At 74.5% G+C, this 2,957-nt stretch carries 2 protein-coding genes and 1 pseudogene; all 3 read left to right on the top strand.

Annotated features, from left to right (window positions below; genetic code table 11):
* The coding region (locus GTW43_RS20105) for an alpha-glucosidase C-terminal domain-containing protein (protein WP_202501731.1) at positions 1–456 on the top strand (456 nt) is incomplete at its 5' end.
* Positions 457–576: 120 nt separating this feature from the next.
* Positions 577–1,959 carry a phosphotransferase gene (locus tag GTW43_RS38170; protein ID WP_237536707.1) on the top strand — a complete coding sequence of 461 codons (1,383 nt, stop codon included), beginning with the start codon at positions 577–579 and terminating at the stop codon, positions 1,957–1,959.
* 113 nt (positions 1,960–2,072) lie between these two features.
* Positions 2,073–2,957, top strand: a pseudogene (locus GTW43_RS38165) (1,4-alpha-glucan branching enzyme); the annotation flags it as partial.

Raw genomic sequence — 2,957 nt, 5'->3', positions numbered from 1 at the left:
TCCTGCGACCCCGGACGCCTCACCCTCCCCACCATCATGGACCCCGTCCACGGCTACCAGGTCACCAACGTCGAAGCCGCCATGTCCTCCCCCTCCTCCCTGCTCCACTGGACCCGCCGCATGATCGAGATCCGCAAACAGAACCCCGCCTTCGGCCTCGGCACCTACACCGAACTCCCCTCCACCAACCCCGCCGTCCTCGCCTTCCTCCGCGAAACCCCCACCACCCGCCGCACCCACGACACCAGCGACACCGACGACGACGTCGTCCTGTGCGTCCACAACTTCTCCCGCTTCCCCCAACCCACCGAACTCGACCTCACCCCCCACACCGGACGCCACCCCGTCGAACTCATCGGCGGCGTCCGCTTCCCCACCATCACCCAACCCCCCTACCTCCTCACCCTCGCCGGACACGGCTTCTACTGGTTCCGGCTGCGCCGGGAACGCCTCTAGACCGTGCCCGGCCGGAGTGCCCCGGAGTACCGGGCCCCGGTTTCCGTGCCCGGCCCCTGGGCACGCTCCTGCTTAGCGCACCACGCTCGTCGCTCTCCCCCGGGGAAAGGACGCGACGCCATGTCGGAAGGCGCAGCCCGCAGCACGGTCCCCGACTGCGGGGACCACACCGCACTGCTCGACTCCCTCGACCCGCTCCTGCGGGAGTGGCTGCCGCGGCAGAGATGGTTCGCGGGCAAGGGGCGGCCGGTCACCGCGATCGGTCTGGACGCCGTGACGCCCCTGCTCCCGGGCACCGCCCTGCTGCACCTCCTGGTCCGCGCGCACCAGCCACCGGCCGACGAGGGCCCCGGCGACTGCTACCAGCTCCTCGTCGGGGCCGACGCGCTCGTCCCGCCGTACCTCGCCCCGGCGGTCATCGGACACCCCGCCCGCGGCTCGCTCGCCGGGCTGACCGTGTACGACGCCCTCCAGGCCCCGCACCGGGCGGCCGTTCTGCTGGAACGGTTCCGCACACCCGGCGCGCTCGGCCCGCTCCGCTTCCACCGCGGACCGCACGGCCAGGTCCCGGCCGGTCTCCCGCCGCGGCTCCTGCGCGCCGAGCAGTCCAACTCCTCCGTCGTGTACGGGGACCGGCTCATCGCCAAGCTCTTCCGCCGCATCCGGCCCGGCACCAACCCCGACCTCGAACTCCCCCGCGCACTGGCCCGCGCGGGCTGCGCCCGGGTCCCGGCACCGGTCGCCTGGTTCGAGGCCTCCGGGCACGAAGGCGCGGCCGAACCGACCACCCTCGGCGTCCTGCAGCCCTACGTGCGGGGGGCGACCGACGGCTGGGAGCTCGCCCTGCACCACCGGTCCACCGGCGCCGACTTCACCGCGGAGGCCCGCGAACTGGGCCGCGCCACCGCCGAGGTGCACGCGGCCCTCGCCGACGCGCTGCCCACCGTCACCCTGACCCCGGCCAGGACCGAGGAGCTGGCGGCGGCGATGGCCCGGCGCCTGGACGCGGCCGCCCGCCAGGTGCCGGCGCTGCTGCCGTACGCGCCCGCGCTGCACGACGCGTACGCCGACCTGACGGCACCGGCGGCGCGGGGCCGGACCTGGCAGGCCCAGCGTGTGCACGGGGACCTGCACCTCGGCCAGTTCCTGCGGGAGCCGTCCGGCGGCTGGCGGCTGATCGACTTCGAGGGCGAGCCGTCCCGCCCGCTCGCCGAACGCCGTCTGCCGCATCCGCCGCACCGCGACATCGCCGGGATGCTCCGCTCCTTCGACTACGCCGCACGCAGTCGGGGCGGCGACGCCCCCGGCTTCGCCCGCGCCTGCCGCACCGCGTACTGCGAGGGATACGCGGCGGCGTCCGGCCACGACCCGCGCGCGGATCCGGCGCTGCTGCGGGCGTACGAGACGGACAAGGCGGTCTACGAGGCCCTGTACGAGGCCCGGCACCGCCCGACCTGGCTCCACGTCCCACTGGCAGCCCTGGCCGACTTGTCCACCCGCTGACCGGCAGGCGCCCCGTCAGGGGCGCGGGGAACGGCGCGACCCGCCACGACGCAAGGCGCACCCGGCACCGACAGAAGCCCCCACGGCGCGCCGCACCCAAGGAGGCCCCACCAGTGACCGCCCGCCCGACCGAACCCCCGCCGCCGCTCCGCCCGGCCCCGCTCTCCGCCGAGGACCGGCACCGCCTCCTCACGGGCACCCACCACGCCCCCCACGACGTGCTGGGGGCCCACCCCGCCCCCAGCGGCGGCACGGCCCTCCGCGCCTGGCGCCCTCACGCGACGTCCGTCACGGCCCACTTCCCGGACGGCACGAGCCACCCGCTCCACGACGACGGCGACGGCTTCTTCTCAGCCCTGCTCGACCTGACGGACACGCCTGACCGGGCCGACTCGACCGCGTCTGCCCCAGCCCACGAGCCCCGCGAGCCCCACGCGTTGGAGATCGCCTACGGCGGCACGACCCTGCGCACCCCGGACCCGTACGCCCTGCTCCCCGCCCTCGGCGAACTCGACCTGCATCTGATCGCCGAGGGGCGGCACGAACAGCTCTGGAAGGCCCTGGGCGCCCACCCCATGACCCACCAGGGCATCACCGGCACCCGGTTCACCGTCTGGGCGCCGAACGCCCGCGGCGTCCGCGTCGTCGGCGACTTCAACGGCTGGGACGGCGCGGCCCACACCCTGCGTTCGCTCGGCTCGTCGGGTGTCTGGGAACTGTTCGTGCCCGGCATCGACGAGGGCGAACTCTACAAATTCGACATCACCCGCCCCGACGGCACCCACACCCTGCGCGCCGACCCCATGGCCCGCCACACCGAAACACCCCCCGCCACCGCCTCCCGCACCCACACCAGCCACCACACCTGGCACGACGACACCTGGATGACCACCCGCGGACACCGCCCCGTCCACGAAGCACCCTTCTCCGTCTACGAAATACACCTCCCCTCCTGGCGCCCCGGACTCACCTACCGCCAACTCGCCCAACAACTCCCC

The organism is Streptomyces sp. SID5785 (assembly GCF_009870065.1).
Taxonomy (GTDB): Bacteria; Actinomycetota; Actinomycetes; order Streptomycetales; family Streptomycetaceae; genus Streptomyces.
Note: the sequence above shows the minus strand (reverse complement) of the source record. Positions and strands in the feature narration are given on the sequence as shown.

What these genes read in the sequence shown, in the direction of transcription:
- GTW43_RS38170 (WP_237536707.1), top strand. Translation starts at nt 577, where the DNA reads ATGTCGGAAGGCGCAGCCCGCAGCACGGTCCCCGACTGCGGGGACCAC.